Source organism: uncultured Sphingomonas sp. (genome assembly GCF_913777625.1).
Lineage (GTDB): Bacteria > Pseudomonadota > Alphaproteobacteria > Sphingomonadales > Sphingomonadaceae > Sphingomonas.
In genome coordinates, this window is record NZ_CAJYTI010000005.1 from 1 (window position 1) to 18462 (window position 18462).

The following is an 18462-nucleotide window of genomic DNA, read 5'->3' on the forward strand; positions in this document are numbered from 1 at the left end:
CGCGTTCCTGGGCACCGATGCCGAGCAGATCGAGATCAACCCGCTCGCCGTCACCGAGGACGGCAAGCTGATGGTGCTCGACGCCAAGGTCGGCTTCGACGGCAACGCCATGTTCCGTCACAAGGACCTGATGGAACTGCGCGACACCACCGAAGAAGACGCGATGGAGCTGGAAGCGTCGAAGTACGACCTGGCCTACATCAAGCTCGACGGTGACATCGGCTGCATGGTCAACGGCGCCGGCCTCGCCATGGCGACGATGGACATCATCAAGCTGAACGGCATGTTCCCGGCCAACTTCCTCGACGTCGGCGGCGGCGCGAACAAGGAGAAGGTCACCGCGGCGTTCAAGATCATCCTGAGCGATCCGGCGGTGAAGGGCATCCTGGTCAACATCTTCGGCGGCATCATGCGCTGCGACATCATCGCGGAAGGCATCGTAGCGGCCGCCAAGGAAGTGAACCTCTCGGTGCCGCTGGTCGTCCGCCTCGAAGGCACCAACGTGCAGCAGGGCAAGGACATCCTGGCCAATTCGGGCCTCGCCATCGTTCCCGCCAACGACCTGGGCGACGCCGCCCAGAAGATCGTGGCGGAGGTCAAGAAGGTCGCGTGAGCGACACGGCCGCCCCGACTGGCAAGTCGGTCGAGGGCGGCTGCCGCTGCGGCCGCGTGCGGTTCCGGGTGACGGGCGATGCGCTCGTCACCATGGCTTGCCACTGCACCGGCTGCCAGCGCATGACCGCCAGCGCCTATTCGCTGAGCGGGCTCTACCCGGCGGAAAGCTTCGCGGTCACGCAAGGCGCGCCGGTGATCGGCGGCCTGCACGGCGCCACCCGGCATTTCCACTGCGACCATTGCAAGAGCTGGCTGTTCACTCGGCCCGAAGGCCTCGACGCCTTCGTGAACATCCGGGTGACGATGCTCGATGTGCCGATGTCCGCCCCGCCCTTCCTCGAGACCTATACCGAGGAAGCGCTGCCCTGGGCCGCGACTGGCGCTTCGTACAGCTATCCAAAATTTCCGCCCCCGGAATCCTTCGGCACGCTGATGCAGGCGTACGCCGAATCGCTTGCGAGCGGTTGACGTTCGCGTAAACGTAACCCAATTGTCAGGGGGAGAGCCCCGGCAGACAGGAAGGATGCGATGAAGGTCTTGGTGCCGGTCAAGCGTGTGCTTGACTATAACGTGAAGCCCCGCGTCAAAGCGGACGGGACGGGCGTCGATCTGGCGAACGTCAAGATGAGCATGAACCCCTTCGACGAGATCGCGATCGAGGAAGCGGTGCGGCTGAAGGAGAAGGGCGCAGCGACCGAGATCGTCGTCGTCACGATCGGCGTCGCCAAGGCGGAGACCGACGTGCTGCTCACCGCGCGCGCCATGGGTGCCGATCGCGGTATCCTCATCCAGACTGATGACGAGGTGGAGCCGCTGGCGGTCGCCAAGCTGCTCGCCAAGGTCGCCGAAGAGGAGCAGCCCGGGCTGATCATCCTCGGCAAGCAGGCGATCGACGACGATTCGAACCAGACCGGCCAGATGCTCGCGGCGCTGCTCGGCTGGGCGCAGGGCACCTTCGCCTCGAAGGTCGAGATCGACGGCGAGCGCGTGAAGGTCACCCGCGAGATCGACGGCGGCCTGGAAACCGTCGACCTCAAGCTGCCGGCGATCGTCACCACCGATCTCCGCCTCAACGAGCCGCGCTATGCGACGCTGCCGAACATCATGAAGGCGAAGACCAAGCCGGTCGCGAAGAAGACCGTCGCCGACTACGGCGTCGACGTCACCCCGCGCCTCAAGACGCTGAAGGTCGTCGAGCCGGCCAAGCGCCAGGCGGGCATCAAGGTGGGTTCGGTTGACGAGCTGGTCGAGAAGCTCAAGGGCATGGGAGTCGCGTGATGAAGACGCTGGTTTGGGTCGAACACGACAATCAGAGCGTCAAGGACGCGACGCTCTCCACCGTCACCGCGGCCGCAAAGCTGGGTGAAGTCCATCTGCTCGTCGCCGGCAAGGGCGTCTCGGCCGTGGCCGAGGCGGCCGCGCAGATCGAAGGCGTGGGCAAGGTCCATGTCGCCGACGACGCGGCCTATGAGCATTTCCTCGCCGAGAATGTCGCGCCGCTGGTCGTCCAACTGATGGATGCCCATGACGCGGTGCTGTTCCCGGCGACCACCACGGGCAAGAACGTGGCGCCGCGCGTCGCCGCCGCGCTCGACGTGATGCAGCTGTCGGACATTCTCTCGGTCGAGGGTCCGGACACCTTCACCCGACCGATCTATGCCGGCAACGCGATCGCCACCGTGCAGACCAGCGACAAGAAGCTGGTGATCACCGTGCGCGGCACCGCCTTCGACAAGGCGGCGGCCACTGGCGGCAGCGGGACGGTGGAAGCCGTCGCGGTTGCGGGCGACAAGGGTCTCTCGACCTTCGTCGGCGCCGAGATCGCCGCCTCGGAGCGTCCGGAGCTGACCAGCGCCAAGATCATCGTCTCGGGTGGTCGCGCGCTCGGCTCCTCGGAGCAGTTCCACGCGCTGATCGATCCGCTCGCCGACAAACTCGGTGCCGCAGTCGGCGCCAGCCGCGCGGCGGTCGACGCAGGGTACGCGCCCAACGACTATCAGGTCGGCCAGACCGGCAAGATCGTCGCGCCGCAGGTCTATGTCGCGGTCGGCATTTCGGGGGCGATCCAGCACCTCGCCGGCATGAAGGATTCGAAGACGATCGTCGCGATCAACAAGGACGAAGACGCCCCCATCTTCCAGGTGGCGGATATCGGCCTGGTCGGCGACCTGTTCACGCTGGTGCCGGAGCTGACGAGCAAGCTCTGAGCCGCGCGTGACGCTCGATTTCGAACGCGATGGGGCGGCGCACCTTGCCGGTGCGGCCGCCCCATTTCTTGCCCGGCTGCACGCGCTGGCGGACGCGCTGCCGGCGGACAAGGCTGGCCTGCGGCTGCACGGCGTGCCGGGATTCGCCGAACTGTTGGCACCCGACGCGCTGGGAGCACCCGCGATCAAGCGGCTGGGCGCCGCCGCCCGCCCCGTTCGCGCCATCCTGTTCGACAAGAGCGCCGCGACCAACTGGGCGCTGGGCTGGCATCAGGACCGCACCATCGCGGTGCGGGAGCGGGTGGAGGCAGCCGGCTATGGCCCCTGGTCGACCAAGCAGGGCCTGCTCCATGTCGAGCCGCCCTTCGCGCTGTTCGAGTCGATGGTAACGCTGCGGATCCATCTCGACGCGGTTCCGGCAGACAATGCGCCGCTGCTGGTCGCCCCCGGCTCGCACCGGCTCGGCCGCGTGCCGGAAGCGGAGATTGCCGCTGCGGTGGCACGCTGCGGCACGGAGACCTGCCTGGCCGAGCCCGGCGACGTCTGGATCTACAGCACGCCGATCCTCCACGCCTCCGCCGCGAGCAGCGTGAAGGCGCACCGGCGCGTGCTGCAGGTGGATTATGCGAGTGCCGAGCTGCCGCCCGACCTCGCGTGGCTGGGCGTTTGAACGAGAAAGCCCGCCGGCGAGGAGGGTCGCCGGCGGGCCAGGCCTTGCGCAAAGGGGGATAGCGCGCGGCCTATCGCAGCGTCAGGGCATGAGGACGCTGTCGATCACGTGAATCACGCCGTTCGACTGGTTCACATCGGCGATGGTGATCTTCGCCTTGCCGCCCTTGGCATCCTGGATCATCCAGCCGCCGCTCGGGCCCTTCATGATGGTGATCGGCTCCCCCTGAACGGTGGTGAGCGTCGCCTTGCCGCCATGCGCCTTGGCATTGGCGGCGATCTGCGCGGCGCTCATCTTGCCGGCGACGACATGATAGGTGAGGACCTTGGTGAGGGTCGCCTTGTTCTCGGGCTTCAGCAAGGTGTCGACGGTACCGGCGGGCAGCTTCTTGAACGCCGCGTTGGTCGGCGCGAAGACGGTGAAGGGGCCGGGGCCCGACAGCGTATCGACCAGGCCCGCGGCCTTGACGGCGGCGACCAGCGTGGTGTGATCCTTCGAGTTGACCGCATTCTCCACGATGTTCTTCGTCGGGTACATGGCGGCACCGCCGACCATCGGGTACTTCTGCACGGCGGCGACGGCGCCGGTGGCGAGCAGGGCGGCACCCACAATGCCGGTGAGCGAGGCGAGACGGGTCTTGCGCGGCATCTTCTAGCTTCCTCTTGCTACACACCTCTCTTGCTGGAGGTGCGGCGGAGCTACGGAGCGGCACGCACCCCGGATGCAGCAAAAATTAAAGGATCGTGATTTTTCCTGCCGCGACCGGCGCGCTGCTGGGGCTGGCGTGGGGCGCGGTGGCGCCGTCCTCCATCGTCACCGCCAGCGTCGCACCATCGGCGAGCAGTGGACGATGCGCCGGGGACACCGCCATGTCGCGGCCGCCGCGCGTCGCGACCAGGCCGAGCGAGACCGGCTTGCCGCCGGCCGGGATCACCCACAGCTCGGGCGCCTTGCGGCTGGCGGGCATCTGGTCAGTGCGGATGTGGAGCATCCCCTGATCGACATCATAGCGCGCCGCGAAGGTCGCGCCTGCGGTGCCGGTGATCTGCGCGACCACCACCGGCCGCGGCGGCAACACCACCGCTTCGGGCACGGGCCGCAGCAGCAGGATGGCGAGCAGCACCGCGGCGGCGGCGCTGGCCGCGATCGCGGTCGCCCGCCAGCGCCGCAGCGCGACCACGGCACCCGACTGGCCCGCAGGCAGGCGCGCCTCGATGCGTTCCCAGAGCCCGCTCGGCACGGGCACGTCGACACCACCCAGCGCCAGCGGCGCCAGATCCAGCGACCAACGCTCGACCGCCGCGGCGAAGCCAGGGTCGGCCAGCTGGCGGCGGCGGGCGGCGGCCAGTTCGGCGCCTTCGAGCACGCCCAGCGCCAGTTCGGCGGCGAGCGCGATATCCTCGTCTTCGGGGCGCAGCGGCTCAGCCATCGCCGAGGCACCCCCGCAATTGCAGCAGGCCGCGGCGGATCCAGCTCTTCATCGTGCCCAGCGGCACCGCGGCAGCGGCGGCGAGCTCGGGATAGGAATGGCCTTCGAAGAACGCAGCTCGAATCGCCCGGCGCGGCTTTTCTTCCAGGGCGTCGAGGCAATCGAAGATCCGCGCCTGGGCCTGACCGGCTTCCAGCAGCATGTCGGCCGAGGGGCGCTCGTCGGGGATTTCCAGCGCGGCTTCCACCGCCGCGGTCTCGCCGAGCCCGCGCGCGCGGCGCCAATCGATCGCGGTGTTGCGGGCAATCGTGCACAGCCAGGTGATCGGGCTGGCGCGCGACGCATCGAAGCGCCCCGCCCGGTCCCACACCTTCAAGTACACTTCCTGCATCACGTCCTCTGCGGTTTCCCGGTCCTGGCAGATACGCAGGCAAACGCCCATCAGCTTCGCCGCGGTTAGATCATAGACGGTTTTGAGCGCCCGGCGGTCGCCGCCAGCCACATCGGACAATGCCCGGACCAGCCGGGCACGCGCGCCGTCGCCGGCCGAAGGGGTGGGAGAAGCCACGCGCGCAACCTAGCGATTCGCGCGCGCAGGGCAAGCGGGCGCAATTGACGTGTGCGCGGGGTGCGCCCACGCTGCGATGCACCTTGGGGAGCCTGATGCCAGCACCGAACGCGCAGCTCGATCGCAGCCTGGGCACCGCCGGGGTGCTGTTTCTCACGCTTTCCATCACCACGCCGGCCTCGTCGCTGTTCGTGATCATGCCGGGCAGCCTGCAGATCGCCGGCACCGGCGCACTGCTGGCGCTGGCCCTTGCCGGGCTGGTGTGTCTCGCCACCGCGCTGATCTATGCCGAGCTTTCCTCGGCCTTTCCGGTGGCGGGGGGCGAATATGTGATGGTGGGGCAGACGCTGGGGCCCGCGGCGGGCTTTGTGATGCTGGGCGTCAACGCCTGCAACAACCTCCTCTTCCCGCCGGTGGCCGCGCTGGGAATCGCATCGGTGGCGTCGACGGTGCTGCCCGGCTTACCGGCGGTACCGGTGGCCGTCGCAGTGCTGCTCGCCTCGACGCTGGTCGGCATCCTCGACATCCGCTTCAACGCGCTGCTGACCGGCGCCTTTCTCGCCGCCGAAGTGGCCGCGGTGCTGGCGATCCTGGTGCTGGGCCTGGCAACGCCCGTGCGCGACATCCTGCCGCTGCTGCTCCACCCGGTGGCGCCAACGGGCGCCGCGCTGGTGCCGGCAACGGCGGCACATATCGGGCTTGCCACCTCGGTCGCGATCTTTGCGCTCAACGGCTATGGCGCGGCGGTCTATTTCGGCGAGGAGATGCATGCCGCCCCGCAGCGGATCGCCCGGGCGATCCTGCTGGCGCTGGTCGGCGCGCTGCTGCTGGAGGCGGTCCCCATCGTCGCCGCGCTGGTCGCCGCGCCGGACCTCGCCGGCTTCCTGTCGGCCGAGGACCCCTTCGGCGCGTTCGTGCGCGTGCGGGGCGGACCGGCACTCAACCTGTGGGTAGCGATCGGCATCCTCGTCGCGATCGTCAACGCGGTGATCGCCTGCATCCTCGCCAATGGCCGGTTCTTCTACGCCACCGCCCGCGACGGGAGCTGGGGACGACCGCTCGACGCCTGGCTCGCGGCGATCCACCCGCGCTTCGGCTCGCCGGCGCGCGCGACCCTGGTGTCCGGCGCCATCGGCATCGCCGCCTGTTTCCTGCCGCTGCGGCTGTTGCTGCTGCTGAGCGGCACCGGGCTGATCGCCATCTATGCCGGGCTGGCGCTGGCGACGATCGCCGGGCGGCGGCACGGCACCACCGGTCACGCGCCGTATCGCATGCCGCTGCACCCGCTGCCCGCCATTGCCACGCTGCTGGTGCTGGCCGGTGTCACCTGGCTCAACGCGCTCGATCCTGCCGAGGGTCGGCCGGCGCTGCTCGCCACCGGTGCACAGATGCTGCTCTCTGCCCTCTACTACCTGCTGGTACTGCGTCGGCGCGGCTGGAGGGCGCGGCTGGAACAGGCGCCTTGATTGCGCGCAAAGCATTCGCCGGCAAACGTATTTCTATTTGACGCTGCGGTGCAGCAAACCCATCTGCGATGCGTGCACGCACCCTCGCCCCGCTCCGCCGCCCGCTCGCCGGGCCTGGTCCATTTCGCGCTCGCCATGGGCGGCTTCGCGATCGGCACCACCGAATTCGCGACGATGAGCCTGGTACCCTATTTCTCCAAGGGGCTCGGCATCGACGAGCCGACGGCAGGCCATGTGATCAGCGCCTATGCGCTGGGCGTCGTGGTCGGCGCGCCGCTGCTCGCCGTGGCAGCGGCGAAATGGTCGCGGCGGACGCTGCTGATCGCGCTGATGGCGAGCTTCGCGCTGTTCAACGCGGCGAGCGCACTGGCCCCCACCTATCACTGGATGCTGCTCTTCCGCTTCCTCAGCGGTCTGCCGCACGGCGCCTATTTCGGCATCGCGTCGCTGGTCGCCGCGTCGCTGGTGCCGAACGACCAGCGATCGCAGGCGGTGGGCAGGATCATGCTGGGCCTCTCCGTGGCGACTGTGCTGGGCGTGCCGGCGGCGAACTGGCTGGGCCAGGCAGTGGGCTGGCGCTGGGGCTTCGCGATCGTCGCGGTGCTGGCGCTGCTTACCGTGCTGCTGGTGCTGTGGCTCGCGCCGCAGGACCGGCCCCAGCAGGGCGCGAGCCCCTTGCGCGAGCTGCGGGCGCTGGCGAACGGCCAGGTCTGGCTGACGCTTGGGGTGAGCGCGATCGGCTTTGGCGGCTTGTTCTGCGTCTATACCTATGTCGCCTCGACGCTGATGCACGTCACCGGGACCCCGCCCTGGGGCGTGCCGCTGGTGCTGGCGATCTTCGGGCTGGGGATGATCGGCGGCAACATCGTCGTGCCGCGCTTCGCCGATCGCGCGCTGATGCCGACCGGCGCGGCGCTGCTGGTCGCCAGCGCCGTCGCGCTATCGCTCTATCCGCTGGCGGCGCACTCGCTCGTCTGGGTGTCGCTCGACGTGTTCGCGATCGGCTTTGCCGGTGCGCTGGGGCCGGTGCTGCAGACTCGGCTGATGGATGTCGCGGGCGACGCGCAGGCGCTGGCCGCCGCGCTCAACCACTCCGCCTTCAACACCGCCAATGCGCTCGGCCCCTGGCTGGGCGGGCTCGCGATCGCCGCGGGTTACGGCTGGACGTCGACCGGCTGGGTCGGCGCGCTGCTGGCGCTGGGCGGGTTGGCGATCCTGGGAGTCGCGGTGCTGGTCGACCGCAGGACCGCGTAACCCGCCACCGCCGACAGGATCGAGCCGAGCAGCACGCCGAGCTTAACCTCGTCGACCAGCAGTTCGTTGCCGGGGAAGGCGAGGCCGCCGATGAACAGGCTCATCGTGAAGCCGATGCCGGCGAGTAGCGACACGCCGTAGATCTGCCGCCAGCCGGCATTGCCCGGGCGCTTGGCGATGCCGGTCTTCACCGCCAGCCAGATGCTGCCGAAGATGCCGAGCTGCTTGCCGAGGAACAGCCCCGCCGCGATACCGAGCGGCAGCGGCTCGAGCAGGATCGAAGGCGACAGGCCGTCGAACGACACGCCCGCATTGGCGAAGCCGAACAGCGGCACGATCAGGAAGGCCGACCAGGGATGCAGCGCATGCTCAAGCTTGTGGAGCGGCGAGTCCACGGCATCGGGCGCGGCGGGGGATTTGACCAGCGGGATCGTCATCGCCGCAGCGACGCCGGCGATGGTCGCGTGCACGCCCGACTGGAACACCAGCACCCACAGTACCACCGCCAGCGCCAGATAGACGGCCAGATGCCGCACGCCGAAGCGGTTACAGGCGATCATCACGCCCAGCACCACGGCGGCACCACCGAGCGCGATCAGGTCGATATGCGCGGTGTACGCGACCGCGATGATCGCCACCGCGCCCATGTCGTCGACGATCGCCACCGTGGTCAAGAACAGCTTGAGCGCGGCCGGCGCGCGGCTGCCGAGGATTGCCAGCACGCCGATCGCGAAGGCGATGTCGGTCGCAGCCGGAATCGCCCAGCCGCTGGTGACGCCCGGCGTGCGGCCGGCGATCAGCAGATAGACGAGCGCGGGGAGGGCCATGCCCGCCGCGGCGGCGATCACCGGCAGGCGGCGGCGATCCCAGCTTGCCAGGCGCCCGTCGACGAACTCGCGCTTGATCTCCAGCCCGACAAGGAGGAAGAACACCGCCATCAGCCCGTCGTTAATCCACAGATGCACGGTCATCGGCCCGTGGAGTGGCGCGATCACCGGGCCGGTCTGCAGGTGCAGCGTGTGGAAATAGGTTTCGGAGATGCCCGGCAGGTTTGCCGCGAGCATCGCCAGCACGGCGGCCGCGATCAGGAAGATGCCGCCCGCCGCCTCGCCGTGCAGAAAGGCCCGCGTCGCCGATCGGATATGGCGGATTCGGCGTTGCATGGTCTTCTCCCTTGTCAGTTGCCGTATCCTCCCCCGCCAGGGGGAGGGGGCGCGCGACGCGCGACGGAGGGGGCGGAAGCACGACGATCCTTGGTCGCTTACCTCCCCCTCCGACCCGCTACGCGGGCCACCTCCCCCTGGCGGGGGAGGATACGCTGTGTTTTCAGCCTTCCACCTTCGCCAATGCCTCGGCGATCAGCTTGCGGCTGTTGGCGATGCCGTACAGCGCGATGAAGCTGCCCATGCGCGGGCCCTGTTCGGAGCCGAGCAGCGTCTCGTACAGCGCCTTGAACCAGTCGCGCAGGTTCTCGAAGCCGCCGGTCTTGCCGATCTCGTAGACCTGATCCTGGATCGCCTCGGCGGTTGCATCAGCGGGCAGGGCGGCAAGTTCGGCATCGAGCCGCTGGAGCGCCTCGATCTCCACGCCCACCGGCGCGCGCTTTCGGAGCGTCGGGGCAACGAAATCGCGGGCATAGGCGAGCGCATAGCCGATCAGACGGTCGAGCGCCGGATAGGTTTCCGGATTCGCGTCCGGGACATAGTTCGTAAGATAGCCCCAGACCTGCTCCTTGGTCGCCTCGCCCATCACGCCGACCAGGTTGAGCAGCAGCCCGAAGGTGACCGGCAGCGTCTCCGCGGGCGGCTGGCCATTGTGGATGTGGTGGACCGGGTTGCCGAGCCGCTGCTCGACTGCCTGGCCGGCATAGTTGCCGCGGAACTGCCAATACTCGTCGATCGCGCGCGGGATCACGCCGAGGTGCAGCTGCTTGGCCTTTTTGGGCTCGCGATAGGCGTAGAAGGCGATGCTTTCCTCGGGCCCATAGGTCAGCCACTGCTCGAGACTGAGGCCGTTGCCCTTGGACTTGGAGATCTTCTCGCCCTTCTCGTCGAGGAACATCTCGTAGTTGAATCCCTCGGGCGGGCGGCCGCCGAGCACGCGGGCGATCTTGCCCGACTGGGTGACCGAGTCGATCAGGTCCTTGCCCGCCATCTCGTAATCGACGTCGAGCGCGACCCAGCGCATCGCCCAGTCGACCTTCCACTGGAGCTTGGCCTTGCCGCCGAGCACCGACTGGACGATCCGCTCGCCTTCATCCTCGAAGGCAATCAGGCCGGCCTCGGCATCGACCACCTCGACCGGCACCTGGAGCACGATGCCCGACTTGGGGCTGATCGGCAGGACGGGCGAATAGGTCGCCTGGCGCTCGGCACGCAGCGTCGGCAGCATCACGTCCATGATCCCCCGATAATGGCGCAGCACCTTCTTCAACGCGTCGTCGAAGCGGCCGCCAGTGTAATAGTCGGTGGACGAGGCGAACTCGTACTCGAAGCCGAACTGGTCGAGGAATTCGCGCAGCCGCGTATTGTTGTGGTGCGCGAAGCTTTCGTACTTCTCGAACGGATCGGGCACCCGGGTCAGCGGCTTGCCGAGATGTTCGCGCAGCATGTCCTGGTTGGGCACATTGTCCGGCACCTTGCGCAGCCCGTCCATGTCGTCGCTGAACGCGATCAGGCGGGTGGGCACGTCGCACAGGCTCTCGAAGGCGCGGCGGACCATGGTGGTGCGCAGCACTTCGTTGAACGTGCCGATATGCGGCAGGCCCGAAGGACCATAGCCGGTCTCGAACAGCACATGGCCTTTCTCCGGCGCGCCACCCTCTGCGATCTGCGGGTAGCGTTTGAGCAGCTTGCGCGCCTCTTCATAGGGCCAGGCCTTGGAGACGAGCGCGGCTGCGCGGAGTTCGGGGGATACGGTGCTCATAGTCCCCTGCCTCTGCCGTTTTCGCGCCCGCGATGCAAATATTCGCGCGTCCGGCGGCGGGACTGCGCCCCTGCCGCACCTTGCCCCAGGGTTAACGCCACCCTAGCTTGTGGGCTCCTTCCGGCCGGGGCCACATCCATGCAACCCATCCTGTCGCTACGCCAGGTCTCCAAGACCTATGCGTCGGGCCATACCGCGCTCGACCATGTCGATCTCGACATCCACAAGGGCGAGATCTTCGCCCTGCTCGGGCCGAACGGCGCGGGCAAGACCACGCTCATCTCGATCATCTGCGGCATCGTAACCCCCAGCACCGGCACGATCCTGGTCGACGGGCACGACGCGATCCGCCAGCCGCGCGCAGCGCGTTCCAAGATCGGCCTGGTGCCGCAGGAGATCGCGGTCGACATGTTCTCGCGCGTCGGCTCCGCCGCGCGCTATTCGCGCGGGCTGTTCGGCAAGGCGCCCGACAACGCCTATTGCGACCGGCTCCTCAAGGACCTGTCGCTGTGGGACAAGCGCGACGCCAAGATCATGGAGCTCTCGGGCGGCATGAAGCGCCGGGTGATGATCGCGAAGGCGCTGAGCCACGAACCGGACATCCTGTTCCTCGACGAGCCGACCGCAGGCGTCGACGTCGAGCTGCGCCGCGACATGTGGAAGCTGATCGGGCGCCTGCGCGACCGCGGCACCACCATCATCCTGACCACCCATTATATCGAGGAGGCCGAGGAAATGGCTGACCGGGTGGGCGTGATCAACAAGGGCAAGCTGCTGCTGGTCGAGGAAAAGGCCGCGCTGATGAAGAAGCTCGGCAAGCGCGAGCTCGATCTCAGCCTGGTCGAGCCGCTCGCCGCGATTCCGGCCGAACTCGGCGAATGGCAGCTGAGCCTCGCCGACGAGGGCCACAAGCTGCGCTACACCTTCGACGCGCAGGCCGAACGCACCGGCATCCCGTCGCTGCTGCGCAAGCTGCACGACCTGAACATCGGCTTCAAGGATCTCGACACGTCGAAGTCGAGCCTGGAGGACATCTTCGTCGACCTGGTGGGGGCACAGGCATGAACGGCATCAACTTTCCCGGCATCTGGGCGATCTACAAGTTCGAGATGGCGCGGACGATCCGCACGCTGTGGCAGTCGATCGCGACCCCGGTGATCACCACCTCGCTTTACTTCATCGTGTTTGGCGGGGCGATCGGCAGCCGGATCGATTCGATTCACGGCGTGAATTACGGCAGCTTCCTGGTGCCGGGGCTGATCATGCTGTCGCTGCTGATGCAAAGCATCGTCAACGCCTCGATCGGCATCTACTTCCCCAAATTCACCGGCACGGTGTTCGAGCTGCTCTCGGCGCCGATCTCGGCGATCGAGCTGGTGGTGGGGTTCGTGGGGGCGGCGGCGACCAAGTCGGTGGTGATTGGGCTGATCATCCTGGCGACCTCGGCGCTGTTCGTGCCGCTGCGGGTAGATCATCCGCTGGCGATGATCGCCTTCCTGCTGCTCACCGCGATCACGTTCAGCATGTTCGGCTTCATCATCGGCATCTGGGCGAAGAGCTTCGAACAGCTCAACATCGTGCCCTCGCTGCTGGTGACCCCGCTGACCTTCCTGGGCGGCGCCTTCTACTCGATCGACATGCTGCCCGAGCCCTGGCACACAGTGAGCCTATTCAACCCGGTGGTATATCTGGTGAGCGGCTTCCGCTGGAGCTTCTTCGGGCACGGCGATGTCGGCATCGCCTGGAGCCTGGGCTTTACGGGCGTGTTCCTGCTGCTGTGCCTAGGGCTGATCGTGTGGATCTTCCGGACCGGGTATCGCCTCAAGAACTAATCCTGCCCAATTTGATCAATAAACCTGATCCACCATGATTAATTCATGGAAAGGTAATTCATCCACTTTTTCTTAACCATCAAAATGCTCATCGAGAAAATCGATCGGAACCAGTGATAAATACGGATGTTTCGTGGTGCTTATACTTAGATGAGGCCAGGAGAGCCTACGGGTATAAAAAATAAGCGCCACTCGCGCGAAACGCCAAATCCGGGAAGCTCACAATGCTCTGGTTCGAATCCGTCGCTCCCATCCGCCAAAAGACGCTGATCGCCTTCAGCAGCATGGCCAGCATCGCGCTCGTAACCGCATTGGTCGCTGCACTTCTCCCTGCGCTTTTGGGAATATGCGCAGCATTTGTCGGCGCGGGGGCGGCGATGCTGCTCGGCCTTCGGTTTCGCCGGGCGATCTGCGATCCGTATGTCATCACCGTCGTCCGTATGGAGGCGCTGGCCGCGGGGGACCTCGATAGCGAGATCCGCTTCACCGACTACAAGGATTGCGTAGGACGCCTGACCAAGGCGATGTTCACGTTCCGCGACGCCGCGCTGGTCCAGCAGCGCATGGCCGCCCAGCAGTCCGAAATCGTGCGGATCGTGGGCGAGCACCTCGGCGCACTTTCGTGCGGTGATCTGACTCGTCCGATCGACGCTCGCTTCCCGGAAGAATATGAAGCCCTGCGCAGCAGCTACAACAAGACCCTTCATGCTTTGGGCGAACTGATCGGCGCCGTTGCAACGAGCACCGAATCGATCCGCACCGGCGCACGCGAGATCGCCGCCGCATCGGAGGATCTGGCACGCCGCACCGAAGGCAACGCGGCCAGCCTTGAGGAAACCTCGGCCGCGACCAGCGAGATGGAGCAGCGTCTGCGGGTAAGCGCCTCGGCTTCCGTGCAGACCGTCCAGAGCACCGACGACGCGATCGCCACCGTTACAACGGGGCGCACCCTGGCCGAGGAGGCGGTGACCGCGATGACTCGCGTCAGCGAAAGCGCCAAGGGTATCGACAGCGTGATCGAGGGGCTGGACAAGATCGCCTTCCAGACGCGCGTCCTTGCAATGAACGCGGCGGTCGAAGCCGGCCGTGCCGGCGAGGCGGGCCGTGGCTTCGCGGTAGTGGCGGATCTCGTCTCGGCGCTCGCGATGCGTGCCGAGGAGGAGGCCAGGCGCGCCAAGGAACAGCTGACCGTGACTCAGTCGGGCATCCTCTCCGCAGTGGAGGTAGTCCGCCGCGTCGACGATTCGCTTGCCAACATCGCGGGCAATGTTCACACTGTGCATGATCTGGTCGAGCGCATGGCAAAGGACAATCAGGCGCAATCCGCCGCCATCACCGAGATCAGCGTCGCGGTCGTGTCGATGGACAACAGCACCCAGCAAAACGCGGCGATGGTGGAACAGACGTCGGCGGCCGCCCGCAACCTCAGCTCCGAGGTCGAACTGCTGGCCGAAAATGCTGCCAAGTTCACGGTCTCGCAGTCCGACCGATCGAATCGCTGGTCGGCGAACCGCAACGCGCGGGGCGGCCGCAGCGCACGCTTGTCCGTTGCCGCCTGATCGCCGGCGCTTGGTGCGCGAGGCCGGATCGGCGCCCGTCTGCCCCGACCGGTCTCACCGGCGCTCCGCGCACCGGTGAGACCGCCGTTCCTGCGGCGGCGCTAGCGCACCACCGGCAGCGTCACCGCGGAGCCGCTACACACCCGCTGCGTCGCCTTGCGATAGTCCTCCGGCTTGGCCTTGTAGATGTTCGGCACGAAGGTCTGCGGGTTGCGGTCGATCACCGGGAACCAGCTCGACTGGACCTGCACCATGATCCGGTGGCCTTTCTTGAACACATGGTCGTGGTCGCGCAGAGGAAAATCCCAGGCGGTCACCTGGTCGGGGACCAGCGGCGTCGCCTGCTCGAAGCTCTTGAGATAGCGGCCGCGACGGATCTCCATGGCGATCGGCAGTTCATAGCCGTTGAGGCCCTTGGCATAGGCTCCCAGCGCGGTCGGCGCCTTCTCGTAGTTTTCGGGGAACACGTCGATCAGTTTGACGACAAAGTCGCTGTCGGTGCCGCTAGTGGCGGCCATCAGCTTGGCGGTGACCTCGCCGGTGACGGTCAGGTCGTTCTCCAGCGGCGCGGTGACATAGCTGAGCACGTCGGGCCGATCGTCGACGAAGCGCTGGTCCTCGGCTTCCCACCAGCGCCAGTCGGGCGTGGCATAGGTGGCGGACATCGGCCGCGGGCGGAACGGCACGGGCCGCGCCGGATCGCTCACATAGTCCCGGCAGCCCTCGCCCGCCGCCGGCGCGGTGAAGCTCAGCGAGCCGTCGCCGTGCAGATACAGGTTCGTCGCCTGCGCATTGGCGAGCGGGTAGCTCTGATAGGTCTTCCACTGCCAGGAACCCGACTGGAAGCTCTTCAGCGCGAAGTCCGGCTTGGTGCCGGTGCCGTGGAGCCAATAGGCGAAGAAGGGCGCCTCGATCTGCTCGACGAACTGGGTGCCGCTGTCGACGCCGAAGGGAATGCGCCCGAGGCTGTTCGCGGGCGACTGCCACACGCCGTGCGCCCAGGGGCCGGCCACCATCAGCGCCAGCTTGTTCGGATCGTTGGCGCGCTGCTTTTCCCAGATCTTCCAGCTGCCCCAGGGATCTTCCTGGTCCCAATAGCCGGCGACGTTGAGCGTCGGCACGGTGGTCTTGCCGAGCGCGTTCGACCAGACCTGCTTCTTCCAGTGATCGTCATAGTCGGGATGCTCGATCATCTCGCGGAAGCGCGGCACCCGGCCGTTAAAATATTTCTTCTCGATGTCGTCGGGCGAGCCGGCGTGGAGGAACCAGTCGTAGGTGTCGTAGCGATCGTAGAGGCTGATGCCGTCGTTGTTGGTCTTGTCCGCCTGGAGACCGTTCACCCAGTCGCTGGCATAGGTGAGCCGCATCGCGCCCCAGCGGTGGAGATCGTCGTTCTTCCAGTAATCGATCCACGCCGCCTGCGGGCTGGTGGCCTTGAGCGCCGGGTGGGGCTTGGCGAGCGCGATCGCGGCGGTGAAGCCGGGGTACGACACCCCCCACATGCCCACCTTGCCGTTGTTGGGCTTCACGTTCTTCACCAGCCAGTCGATCGAGTCATAGGCGTCGGTCGCCTCGTCGACCGCGCCCTTGCCGGTCTTCACCTCAGTGGAGAGGGTGAAGGTGCCCCCCTCGGACTTGAAGCGGCCGCGCATGTCCTGGAACACGAAAATATAGCCGTCGCGCACCAGCGGCGCCCAGCTGTTCGGCACGCGCCCCGGCGCGGCATCGGGCGACCCATAGGGGCTGCGCTGGAACAGGATCGGCAGCGGGCCGGTGGCGCCCCTGGGCCGCAGGATGACGGTGTGGAGCTTCACCCCGTCGCGCATCGGGATCATCGCCTCTTCGAAGGTGAAGGGCGCGTCGGTCGCGGCGGGCGCGGCCTGGGGCGGCGCCGCAGCCGCGAGAGGTGCGGCAATCGCCGCGAGCGCTACGGAAACCAGCCAGTGCCGCATGTTCGTTCGTCCCCCTGAGGTCAGGGTGACTTGGTGCGGCAAGACGCCGCCGGGATCAAGCCGGCGGCGTCGTTGCGGCCTGTCAGTCGACGCGGTGTTCGCCCTTCACCCAGCGCACCGTGCCCGAGCTGGCGCGCATCACCACGCTCTCGGTGGTCATCTTGCCCTTCACCCGCTTCACGCCGGCGAGCAGCGAACCGTCGGTCACGCCGGTCGCCGCGAAAATGCAGTCGCCCTTGGCCAGTTCGTCGAGCGCGTAGATCTTGTCGAGATCCTCGATCCCCCACTTGGCCGCGCGCGCGCGCTCGTCGTCATTACGGAACACCAGACGGCCCTGGAACTGCCCGCCGACGCAGCGCAGCGCCGCACAGGCGAGCACGCCCTCGGGTGCGCCACCCTGGCCCATATAGACGTCGATGGTGGTGTCGGGATCGCTGGTCGCGATCACGCCCGCCACGTCGCCGTCCGGAATCAGCATGATGCCGCAGCCGATGCCGCGCAGTTCGGCGATCAGCTTCTCGTGGCGCGGGCGATCGAGCACGCAGGCGATGATGTCGCTCGGCTTCACCCCCTTGGCGGCAGCGATCGCCTCGACATTCTCGGTCGGGGACTTGTTGAGATCGATCACGCCCTGCGGATAGCCGGGGCCGACCGCGATCTTGTCCATGTAGACGTCGGGCGCGTTGAGCAGATTGCCTTCCTCGGCCACGGCCAGCACCGCCAGCGCGTTGGGGCCGGCCTTGGCGGTGATCGTCGTGCCTTCCAGCGGATCGAGCGCGATGTCGATCTTGGGGCCCTTGCCGATCGCCGAGCCGACCTTCTCGCCGATATAGAGCATCGGCGCCTCGTCGCGCTCGCCCTCGCCGATCACCACGGTGCCGTCCATGTACAGCTGGTTCAGCGCCTCGCGCATCGCTTCGACCGCGGCATGGTCGGCGGCCTTCTCGTCCCCCCGTCCGACCAGGCTGGAGGCGGCGATGGCTGCCGCTTCGGTGACACGCACCATTTCGAGCACGAGGACACGGTCGAGAACATGGCTTGCGTTCGGCATCTGTACGGTGATCCCCTGTTCGATACGTGCGCCGCGATAGGAGGCCACCGGGGCGCTGTCGACCGTGCTAACGTTGTCAGCGCCGTTAACCAAAGTGGTTTAGTGATTCCAAGTGCAAACTGCGCTATTGTTGCGCGGACTCGCGGGGGACTGACACGATGTTGCTGCCGATGTTGCTCTTCGTTCAAGATGCTTCCGTAGCCACGGTGCTGGCGGACTATCGCACGCAAACGCGGGCGGAAGTTCCCTGCCGGGCCCCCAGCGACCAGGGCGAGATCATCGTCTGTTCGCGGCGCGAGGCGGACCGCTATCGGGTGCCGTTCGTCACGCCGAACCTGTCGCGGGATTCGGATGCGGCGCGGCTGAACCGGCTGATCGGCGACCCCGTGCAGCAAGGTATCACCAAATGCGGCGAGGGTGCGTTCACGGTGAAGTGCGGCAAGGTCGGGGTCACCGCCACGGTCGGGTTGGACGGCAAGGTGAAGATGCAGCAGCGGGAGCTGGCGCCGTGATCGCCGGCCGCCGTTCGCTGCAAAGGTTCGCAACCACCGGAGCACCCGCGCGTTGGCGCGACGGGATGCAACAGGAGGGCATATGTTGTTGATCGCACTGGCACTGCAGAGTGCAAGCATGGCGGCGGCGGTCAGCGCGGCAGACTCTGCCCGGGCACCGATCGTTCGCGCCACGCTGCGCCGTTCGGCGCGGCCGCAGCCGGTGCTTTCGCCCCTGATCTCCAGCTGCGAAGTAGAGCGCGATTGCGGCACGCGCGATGGCCGCGCCCGGATCGCGGCGACCCGCGAGCCGCTGGTCGACCGGAAGATGGAGATGATCCATGCGGTCGAGGGACCGGCCTGCAACCGCACCGGCATGCCGGTGTGCCCCGATACCGGCCACCGCGTGCTGCGCCTGAGCTTCTAACTACCAGCGCAGCCGA

18 protein-coding genes and 1 pseudogene are annotated in these 18462 nt (G+C 67.2%); 12 read left to right on the top strand and 7 right to left on the bottom strand.

Annotated features, from left to right (window positions below):
• From sucC to QZ814_RS02310, 5 genes and pseudogenes are all read left to right on the top strand, one after another.
• Nucleotides 1–613: pseudogene (gene sucC, locus QZ814_RS02290) on the top strand (succinate--CoA ligase subunit beta); the annotation flags it as partial.
• Nucleotides 610–1083 (top strand): GFA family protein, encoded by a 474-nt coding sequence (locus QZ814_RS02295; RefSeq protein WP_294329464.1) that lies wholly within the window; start codon nt 610–612, stop codon nt 1081–1083. The pseudogene sucC and the gene QZ814_RS02295, both read left to right, overlap by 4 nt.
• Before the next feature lie 60 nt (nt 1084–1143).
• On the top strand, nt 1144–1893 hold the full coding sequence (locus QZ814_RS02300; RefSeq protein ID WP_294329465.1) for an electron transfer flavoprotein subunit beta/FixA family protein: 750 nt from the start codon (nt 1144–1146) through the stop codon (nt 1891–1893).
• Complete coding sequence (locus tag QZ814_RS02305) at nt 1893–2822, top strand: electron transfer flavoprotein subunit alpha/FixB family protein (RefSeq protein ID WP_294329466.1); 930 nt, start codon at nt 1893–1895, stop codon at nt 2820–2822. The genes QZ814_RS02300 and QZ814_RS02305 overlap by 1 nt, the downstream gene beginning before the upstream one ends.
• A gap of 7 nt (nt 2823–2829) precedes the next feature.
• Nucleotides 2830–3492, top strand: coding sequence for a phytanoyl-CoA dioxygenase family protein (locus tag QZ814_RS02310; RefSeq protein ID WP_294329467.1), 663 nt, complete (start codon nt 2830–2832; stop codon nt 3490–3492).
• 81 nt (nt 3493–3573) lie between these two features.
• Here the strand turns inward: QZ814_RS02310 and QZ814_RS02315 are convergent, their stop codons facing one another.
• The 3 genes from QZ814_RS02315 to QZ814_RS02325 form a co-directional block, all read right to left on the bottom strand.
• Nucleotides 3574–4140 carry a fasciclin domain-containing protein gene (locus QZ814_RS02315; protein ID WP_294329468.1) on the bottom strand — a complete coding sequence of 189 codons (567 nt, stop codon included), beginning with the start codon at nt 4138–4140 and terminating at the stop codon, nt 3574–3576.
• 85 nt (nt 4141–4225) lie between these two features.
• On the bottom strand, nt 4226–4921 hold the full coding sequence (locus QZ814_RS02320) for an anti-sigma factor (protein WP_294329469.1): 696 nt from the start codon (nt 4919–4921) through the stop codon (nt 4226–4228).
• Nucleotides 4914–5489, bottom strand: a complete 576-nt coding sequence (locus QZ814_RS02325) for a sigma-70 family RNA polymerase sigma factor (RefSeq protein ID WP_294329470.1) — start codon at nt 5487–5489, stop codon at nt 4914–4916. The genes QZ814_RS02320 and QZ814_RS02325 overlap by 8 nt, the downstream gene beginning before the upstream one ends.
• A gap of 95 nt (nt 5490–5584) precedes the next feature.
• Between QZ814_RS02325 and QZ814_RS02330 the strand changes: the two genes are divergently transcribed.
• Entirely contained in the window at nt 5585–6955 is a 1371-nt protein-coding gene (locus tag QZ814_RS02330; protein WP_294329471.1) for an APC family permease, read from the top strand.
• Nucleotides 6956–7090: 135 nt separating this feature from the next.
• Nucleotides 7091–8209, top strand: a complete 1119-nt coding sequence (locus QZ814_RS02335) for an MFS transporter (RefSeq protein WP_294329569.1) — start codon at nt 7091–7093, stop codon at nt 8207–8209.
• On the opposite strand, the gene nhaA is transcribed toward QZ814_RS02335, so the two are convergent.
• Together nhaA and QZ814_RS02345 are read right to left on the bottom strand one after the other, a co-directional pair.
• Nucleotides 8110–9372 carry a Na+/H+ antiporter NhaA gene (nhaA, locus tag QZ814_RS02340; RefSeq protein ID WP_294329472.1) on the bottom strand — a complete coding sequence of 421 codons (1263 nt, stop codon included), beginning with the start codon at nt 9370–9372 and terminating at the stop codon, nt 8110–8112. The genes QZ814_RS02335 and nhaA overlap by 100 nt on opposite strands.
• 163 nt (nt 9373–9535) lie before the next feature.
• Nucleotides 9536–11134: a lysine--tRNA ligase gene (locus tag QZ814_RS02345; protein ID WP_294329473.1), complete on the bottom strand. Its 1599-nt coding sequence runs from the start codon at nt 11132–11134 to the stop codon at nt 9536–9538.
• Nucleotides 11135–11272: 138 nt separating this feature from the next.
• Between QZ814_RS02345 and QZ814_RS02350 the strand changes: the two genes are divergently transcribed.
• The 3 genes from QZ814_RS02350 (at nt 11273) to QZ814_RS02360 (ending at nt 14525) form a co-directional block, all read left to right on the top strand.
• Nucleotides 11273–12199: an ABC transporter ATP-binding protein gene (locus tag QZ814_RS02350; RefSeq protein ID WP_294329474.1), complete on the top strand. Its 927-nt coding sequence runs from the start codon at nt 11273–11275 to the stop codon at nt 12197–12199.
• Nucleotides 12196–12966 (top strand): ABC transporter permease, encoded by a 771-nt coding sequence (locus tag QZ814_RS02355; RefSeq protein ID WP_294329475.1) that lies wholly within the window; start codon nt 12196–12198, stop codon nt 12964–12966. The genes QZ814_RS02350 and QZ814_RS02355 overlap by 4 nt, the downstream gene beginning before the upstream one ends.
• 224 nt (nt 12967–13190) lie before the next feature.
• Nucleotides 13191–14525 carry a methyl-accepting chemotaxis protein gene (locus tag QZ814_RS02360; protein ID WP_294329476.1) on the top strand — a complete coding sequence of 445 codons (1335 nt, stop codon included), beginning with the start codon at nt 13191–13193 and terminating at the stop codon, nt 14523–14525.
• A gap of 101 nt (nt 14526–14626) precedes the next feature.
• On the opposite strand, the gene QZ814_RS02365 is transcribed toward QZ814_RS02360, so the two are convergent.
• Nucleotides 14627–16477, bottom strand: a complete 1851-nt coding sequence (locus tag QZ814_RS02365; protein ID WP_294329477.1) for a CocE/NonD family hydrolase — start codon at nt 16475–16477, stop codon at nt 14627–14629.
• An 82-nt stretch (nt 16478–16559) separates the two neighbouring features.
• Nucleotides 16560–17528 (bottom strand): class II fructose-bisphosphatase, encoded by a 969-nt coding sequence (gene glpX / locus QZ814_RS02370; protein WP_294329478.1) that lies wholly within the window; start codon nt 17526–17528, stop codon nt 16560–16562.
• A gap of 158 nt (nt 17529–17686) precedes the next feature.
• Here glpX and QZ814_RS02375 point away from each other — a divergent pair, with 158 nt between their 5' ends.
• Both QZ814_RS02375 and QZ814_RS02380 read left to right on the top strand, forming a co-directional pair.
• Nucleotides 17687–18040 (top strand): hypothetical protein, encoded by a 354-nt coding sequence (locus QZ814_RS02375; protein ID WP_294329479.1) that lies wholly within the window; start codon nt 17687–17689, stop codon nt 18038–18040.
• Nucleotides 18041–18122: 82 nt separating this feature from the next.
• The gene (locus QZ814_RS02380; RefSeq protein WP_294329480.1) at nt 18123–18446 is read left to right on the top strand and encodes a hypothetical protein; all 324 of its coding nucleotides are present in this window, start codon (nt 18123–18125) and stop codon (nt 18444–18446) included.
• The last annotated feature ends 16 nt before the right edge of the window (nt 18447–18462 follow it).